The organism is Ralstonia pickettii (genome assembly GCF_001699815.1).
Taxonomy (GTDB): Bacteria; Pseudomonadota; Gammaproteobacteria; order Burkholderiales; family Burkholderiaceae; genus Ralstonia; species Ralstonia thomasii.
The window spans coordinates 34,941-41,336 of record NZ_MCGB01000038.1 but is presented as its reverse complement, the minus strand read 5'-3'; the positions used below and the strand labels follow the sequence as shown (position 1 = coordinate 41,336).

Below are 6,396 nucleotides of genomic sequence, written 5' to 3'. Positions count from 1 at the left end.
AGGAGCGACAGCGCCATCAGGGCAGGCAGCGCGCACGCGCGGCGGAACACAGCGGACAACATCGGCATGGAATCTCCTCAGGGCTGAGCCGAAGCGCGGGCGGCGGGCGCGGTGAAGCCGGTTTCACCGGGGTCGGGCGCGCCGGGTGCGGGGCCAAACAGCACGCTTTGCGGCCGGGCGTTGAAGTCGGTCACGGCATGGTCGAAGCCGCGCACGGCCTGACGGGCCTCGCGTGCAAAGCCATTGAGCTGCGGCAGCGTTTCGTAGGTCAGCACATTGGCGGCGGATTGCATCGACTGCGTTGCCGCCGTCAGATCCGTCCCGGCGCCCGAGAGCGTCGACATCAACGGCCCCTTCGGGTCGGACAGCGACTGAGTGAGCTTGCGCGTGGCCACCAGCGTGGAATCAAGGTTGTCGGCAATCTGCGGCAGGCGGCGCATCGTCGGCTCGGCCTGCTGTGCGAGCGTGCTGTAGGCGTCCATCGTCTTCTGGAACGATTGCAGCGACGCCGTGACCTGCTGGCGGTGCTCGTCGTCAAACATGATCGACAGCGAGTTCAGCGTCTGATCGAGCTTGGAGAGCATCTGGTCGCCGCGCTTGTCCAGCTCGTCGAGGAAGCCGGCTTCCATGCGGATGCGGGCAGGGTCTTTGTCCGACGTGGCCAAGCGCACAGGACTGGGCGCGCGCTTGCTGTTGTCAAAGCCGCGGTCGTCGAGCTGCACATAGGCGAGGCCCGTCACGCCCTGATAGGCCAGCCGGCCGTACGTGGTCGTGGTGATGGGCGCATCCTTGTCGACCAGCACGCGCACCACGATCTGCCCTGGCACCTTGTCGTCAAAGCGGATGCTGTCGACCTTGCCGACGTCCAGGCCGCGGTATTTCACGGAAGCCTGCGGATTCAGCCCGTTGACGGTCGAACGCGTGACCACGTCGTACGGCAAGCGCACGGTCTGGTCTCGGTTGAACCACATGACGGCCAGGCCGATGAAGATGATCAGCCCGATCGTAAACAGCCCGGCCAGGAATGCGTGGGCTTTGTTTTCCATCAATCCTCCTGCGTCGAAAGCGAGGCTGCAGCCACCGCCTCCGTCATCTGCGAGCCCAGCGCCAACAGGGCCCGTTTGCCCCGCTCACCCAGGAAATACTCCTTGATGAACGGATGATCAATCTGAATGATCTGGTCCAGCGGCTTGGCCGCCACCACCTTGCGATCCGCCAGCACCGCAATGCGGTCGGACAGCGCCACCAGGGTGTCGAGATCGTGCGTCACCATCACCACGGTCAGGCCCAGTTCCTGGCGCAACTCGCGGATGAGCGCGACGTAATCGTCCGACGCGCGCGGGTCCAGCCCGGCGGTCGGCTCGTCCAGAAACACCAGCTCCGGCTCCAGCGACAATGCCCGCGCGAGCGCCACGCGCTTGATCATGCCGCCCGACAGGTCCGACGGCATCTTGTCGGCATCGGTGGATTTGAGCCCCACCATCTGCAGCTTGAGCATCGCCACGCGCTGGATGAACGCGTCGGGCAGTGTGCGCAATTCGCGCATCGGCAATGCCACGTTGTCGATCACGGACAGCGCCGAGAAGAGCGCACCGTGCTGGAACTGCATGCCCCAGCGGTTACGCATCGACTGCAGATCGTTGCCCACCTGGCAGGTCAGCTCTTCGCCAAAGATGTGGATCGTGCCCGAGGAGGGTTTCTCCAGCCCCACCACCTGGCGCAGCAATGTCGTCTTGCCGCTTCCCGAACCGCCCACGATGGAAAGCACCTCGCCGCGAAATACGTCCAGATCGATGTTGTCGAGCACGGTCACCTTGCCGTAGCGCTTGGTGACGTTGCGCATCTCGATCACGCGTTCGCGCGCGGGCGTAATTGCCGCCGGTTCCGCTGCGTGCTTGATGTGAGGATGGCGGGGCCGCGTCATATCCCGACGTCCTTGAAGAGGATGGCAAACACCGCGTCTGCCAGGATGACGATGGTGATCGACACCACGACGGACGTCGTCGTGCCCTCGCCCAGGCTCTGCGTGTTGGGCTGGATGCGCAGGCCGAAGTGGCAGGCCACCAGCGCGATCAGCATGCCAAACACCACGCCCTTGCCAATGCCGAGCCACAGGTTGGCCACCGGCACAGCATCGGGCAACGAGGTGATGAAATACGTCGGGCTGATGTCGAGCTGGAACTTGGCCGCGAGAATACCGCCCGCCAGCGCGAGTAGATCCGTCCACGCCACCAGCAGCGGCATGGCAATCGCCAGCGCAATCACCTTGGGCAGGATCAGGCGGAAACCGTGCGAGATGCCCATCACGCGCATCGCATCCAGCTCTTCGGTCACGCGCATCACGCCGATCTGCGCAGTGATGGCTGAACCCGAACGCCCAGCCACCAGAATCGCCGCCAGCACCGGCCCGAGCTCGCGGATGATGGCCATCCCCAAAATGTTGACGATGAAGATGCTGGCCCCGAATACGCGCAACTGGTTGGCCGACAGGTAGCTGAGCACGATGCCGATCAGGAAGCCCACCAGCGCGGTGATGCCCAGCGCCTTGTAGCCCGTGCTGTAGATGTTGGCGGAGATCTCGCGCCACGGCCCGCGATGCGGCGCGCGCACGAACCTGCCCAGGTCGAACACGAGCTGGCCGACCATGGCGATGCCATTGCCCGCGTGATCGAAAAAATCGAGCATGCCCTCGCCGAGGATCGCCACGGGGTTCATGCGGGGCGCCAGGCGCTGCTTCCAGCCGCCGGGGTCGAGCTTGGCAACACGATCGAGCATGCGGCGCTGGTCGGGCCGGGCATCCAGATGTTCGGGCCACTGATTGCCCCAGGCACGCCAGAGCAGTTGCGCGCCAAAGTGGTCGATACGGCCGACTTCGGTCAGGCACCACGCGTTGGCGTTGTCCAGCCCGGCGCGGATCTGCTGGCGGGCGCTGCGCACGCCGGCGCGTTCGGCCAGGGCAAGCGTGGTCCAGTCGCCAGAGAGAAAGGCGACGGAGCGTCCATCGACAACGCGCACCTCAAGCTGCGGTGTACGGAAGGTGATCAAACGGGTCTCCGTAAGCGGTGATGCCGGCTATCGGTCGAATTGTAGCCAACGCGTCGCCAAACACTGTCACACTGGCTGCCACACTGTGAGGCCTTTGCGTCGCTTGAAGCAAGCACCAGACCCGTGTTTGCGGCACCGCTCGTACAATGCGCGCATTCTTAGCGCGAACCTGATCACCCATCTTTATGTCTCTTGCCGAACCCTCCGCGGGGTGGCGCCTTGCGCGCGAGCGTATCCAGCCCAGCGGTCCGGCTGCCGGCTGGCCCGTCGATGTGGTCGAGGCCACCGGCTCCACCAACGCCGATCTGATGGCCGCCGTGCGCGATGCCACGTGGCCTGCCTACACGGCGACGCCCGCCCATGCCGGCAACGCGCCGCTCGTGGGCGCGCGCGTGCTGGCCGCGCAACGCCAGACCGCAGGACGCGGCCGACAGGGCCGCCCGTGGGATGGCGACCACGGTTTGACCTTCTCCATCGCCTGCGCCTTTGCGGGTGAGCCCGCGCAGCTCGGCGGACTGAGCCTGGCCGTGGGCGTGGCCGTGGTTGAGGCCGTGGCTGGGTACGCGGAAGCCCGCGGCGGCAGCGGACAGGCCCTCAGCCTCAAGTGGCCCAACGATGTGCAGATCGCCGGGCGCAAGCTGGCCGGCATCCTGGTCGAGACCGTGCGGACAGCGCCGGGCCGGACCTGGACCGTCATCGGCATCGGCCTGAACCTGGAACGGCCGCACGTGCTGGAAACCACGCTCGGCCGGGGCCTGTCGGGCGTGGAAGAACTGGTGGATGCGCCGGAGGCGAACGCCGTGTTTTCGGCGCTGCTCACATCGCTGGGTGAGCACCTGCAGCGCTTCGGCTTACAGGGCCTGGCGCCGTTCGTTGCGCCGTTTGCGGCCCGCGATGCCTTTGCCGGGGAGCGCGTGCGTCTGTGGCAGGACGGTAGCGTGGTGCTCGAAGGCGTGGCGCATGGAATCGACGCACAAGGCCGTCTGGCGATTGAATCGGGCGGACGTGTGCAGTGGATTCACAGCGGCGAGGTCTCCTTGCGCAGCGCAGATGCGGAGCAGCCATGACGCGCCTGAAGGTGTCCGCCGCGCACGCCGCCCCCGCCCGTCCGCTCTTGCTGATCGACGCAGGGAACACGCGCATCAAATGGGCGTGGATTGCCGGCGGTGCCGATGCCGAACCCGCGCTGCCCGAGGAACCCGGCGGCACACCCTGGCAGCATGCCGGCGCCCGCGCGCATGATCGATTGGCCGAGCTGGTGGAAGACTGGCGCGATTGCCACGCCTCCGGCGTTGCGCCGCCCGAGGTATGGATCAGCGCGGTGGCTGGCCCCGCACTGCGCGATGCGCTCACCGCACGCATCGCCCGCGTGTTCGACGGAGCGCGCGTGTGCATTGCGGCATCGGAAGACGCCACCGCCGGCCTGCGCAATGGGTATCGCGACCCAACGCAACTCGGCACCGACCGGTGGATCGGTGCGGTCGGTGCACGCCATCTGTGGCCCGACACCGCCCTGCTGCTCGTGACGGCCGGCACGGCCACCACGCTCGACATCGTCACACCCGATGGCTTGTTTGCCGGCGGCCTGATCCTGCCCGGCCTCACATTGATGATGCACGCGTTGTCACGCAACACGGCGCAGTTGCCCGAAGTGGACGTCGGCTACCTGAGCGCGGGCGACGTTGTGGCGCCGCCCTGGGCCGACAATACGCAGGACGCCATCGCGCTGGGCTGCGTCATCGCCCAGGCAGGTGCAATTGCACAGACGTGGCAGGCACTGCAGAAGCAATACCCCGGCCCGGCACGCTGCGTGCTGAGCGGCGGGGCGCGCGCCGCACTGGGGCCGCATCTGCGCATGCCGTTCCAGATGCACGATAATCTCGTGCTGCTCGGCCTGCAGGTGCTGGCGCGCGCGCGCCGGGAAGGCGCCGCGACGCTGGCCTAGCCTCAGTCGGCCGGGCTGCAGTTTCCCATCTGACGTCTTATCGTTGTTGCCGCTGTGTTCCTGCATTCCGAGCCCCCGTCCGAATCCACGTCCGTTCGCACCATGACGCTTCGCCTCGCCCTGCTGATCCTGCTGCTCGTCAACGGCGTTCTGCTCGCGGCCAATACCGGCGTGTTCGGACCGGAAGTGTCCAAGGCGTGGTTCGAGAGCGAGCGCGAGCCCGATCGCATGCGCCGCCAGATCCGCACCGAAGAGATCCGTATTCTCGAACCCGCACCCGCTGCTGCACCGGCCGCAGGCGTACCCAAATCGGCGCCGGGGTCGTCGCCCGCTGGTTCCGCACCAGCCGCATCGGGCTCGCAAGCCAACATCGAGCCTGCGGCTCTGACCACCGCTGCCATCGCTGAAAGCGGCGGCAGTTGCACCGAGTTGGGCGGCCTGACCGAAGCCCAAGCCACGCGCGGCATCGATCAGCTCAAGCAACTGGCGGGCGTGCAGGTCGAGCGCATCACGCGCCAGGAAGACAACCGCTGGTGGGTCCACATGCCGGCCCGCGACACACGCGACGACGCCGAGCGCAAGGTGGCCGAACTCAAGCGCCGCAACGTGGCGGATTCGGCCATCGTGCAGGAAGCCAATACGTTTGTGGTGTCGCTGGGTCTGTTTCGCGACAAGGAGCGCGCGCAGCAGCGTCTGGACGAACTGCGAGCCAAGGACGTGCGCACCGCCGTGGTCACGCAAACGCGCCGGCTTGGCTCGCAGACCTCGCTTCGCGTGAGCGCTACCGCCGATGCGGCTTCGGGCGTCGCAGCCCAACTTGCCGCGCTCAAGAAAACCCTGGGCGCAGAAGACCTGCACGCATGCGCGGCAGTCACTGCATCGCGCTAAGCAGTCAGGACGTCGCGCGCACGCGCTTGAGCAGCGCCGTCGTCGAGCGGTCGTGCTCGAACGGAATCGCCAGCGCCGTGCCACCCCAGCTACGCACCACGCGCGTTTCTTCCAGCGCATCGATGTCGTAATCGCCGCCCTTCACGTAGATGTCGGGGCGCACGCGCTGGATGAGTTCGACCGGGGTTCGCTCGGCAAACAACACCACCAGACTCACCGCTTCCAGCGCGGCCAACACGGCCAGGCGATCGTCTTGCGTATTGAGCGGGCGGTCGTCGCCCTTGCCCAGCATCCGCACCGAGGCATCGGTGTTCACGCCCACCACGAGCGACGCGCCCAACGCACGCGCCTGCGCCAGATACGTGGCGTGACCGCGATGCAGGATGTCGAACACCCCGTTGGTGAAGACCAGCGGGCGCGGCAAGGCACGCACGCGGGCTTGCACATCGGCGGAGTCGCAGATCTTCTGCTCAAAGGCGGGCGCGGGCTGGCGAGCGGTCATGGTGGATCCGAAATCG

General features: G+C 66.8%; 7 protein-coding genes. 3 read left to right on the top strand and 4 right to left on the bottom strand.

What is annotated here, in order from left to right; genetic code table 11:
- Positions 1 to 77 precede the first annotated feature (77 nt).
- Genes BEK68_RS06675 through BEK68_RS06665 form a run of 3 tightly spaced genes read right to left on the bottom strand, consistent with a single transcriptional unit; the run spans position 78 to position 3,045 of the window.
- Positions 78 to 1,046 (bottom strand): MlaD family protein, encoded by a 969-nt coding sequence (locus tag BEK68_RS06675; protein WP_009239228.1) that lies wholly within the window; start codon positions 1,044 to 1,046, stop codon positions 78 to 80.
- On the bottom strand, positions 1,046 to 1,924 hold the full coding sequence (locus BEK68_RS06670) for an ABC transporter ATP-binding protein (RefSeq protein ID WP_009239229.1): 879 nt from the start codon (positions 1,922 to 1,924) through the stop codon (positions 1,046 to 1,048). Before BEK68_RS06670 ends, BEK68_RS06675 begins: the two co-directional genes overlap by 1 nt.
- On the bottom strand, positions 1,921 to 3,045 hold the full coding sequence (locus tag BEK68_RS06665) for an MlaE family ABC transporter permease (RefSeq protein ID WP_004633779.1): 1,125 nt from the start codon (positions 3,043 to 3,045) through the stop codon (positions 1,921 to 1,923). The genes BEK68_RS06670 and BEK68_RS06665 overlap by 4 nt, the downstream gene beginning before the upstream one ends.
- Positions 3,046 to 3,230: 185 nt before the next feature.
- Here BEK68_RS06665 and BEK68_RS06660 point away from each other — a divergent pair, with 185 nt between their 5' ends.
- The 3 genes from BEK68_RS06660 (at position 3,231) to BEK68_RS06650 (ending at position 5,878) form a co-directional block, all read left to right on the top strand.
- Positions 3,231 to 4,112, top strand: a complete 882-nt coding sequence (locus BEK68_RS06660; RefSeq protein WP_009239230.1) for a biotin--[acetyl-CoA-carboxylase] ligase — start codon at positions 3,231 to 3,233, stop codon at positions 4,110 to 4,112.
- Entirely contained in the window at positions 4,109 to 4,990 is an 882-nt protein-coding gene (locus BEK68_RS06655) for a type III pantothenate kinase (RefSeq protein WP_009239231.1), read from the top strand. The genes BEK68_RS06660 and BEK68_RS06655 overlap by 4 nt, the downstream gene beginning before the upstream one ends.
- Positions 4,991 to 5,092: 102 nt before the next feature.
- Entirely contained in the window at positions 5,093 to 5,878 is a 786-nt protein-coding gene (locus tag BEK68_RS06650; RefSeq protein WP_009239232.1) for an SPOR domain-containing protein, read from the top strand.
- A 4-nt stretch (positions 5,879 to 5,882) separates the two neighbouring features.
- Here BEK68_RS06650 and rfaE2 read toward each other — a convergent pair whose 3' ends face one another.
- Positions 5,883 to 6,380: a D-glycero-beta-D-manno-heptose 1-phosphate adenylyltransferase gene (gene rfaE2 / locus BEK68_RS06645; RefSeq protein ID WP_009239233.1), complete on the bottom strand. Its 498-nt coding sequence runs from the start codon at positions 6,378 to 6,380 to the stop codon at positions 5,883 to 5,885.
- Positions 6,381 to 6,396: the final 16 nt, after the last annotated feature.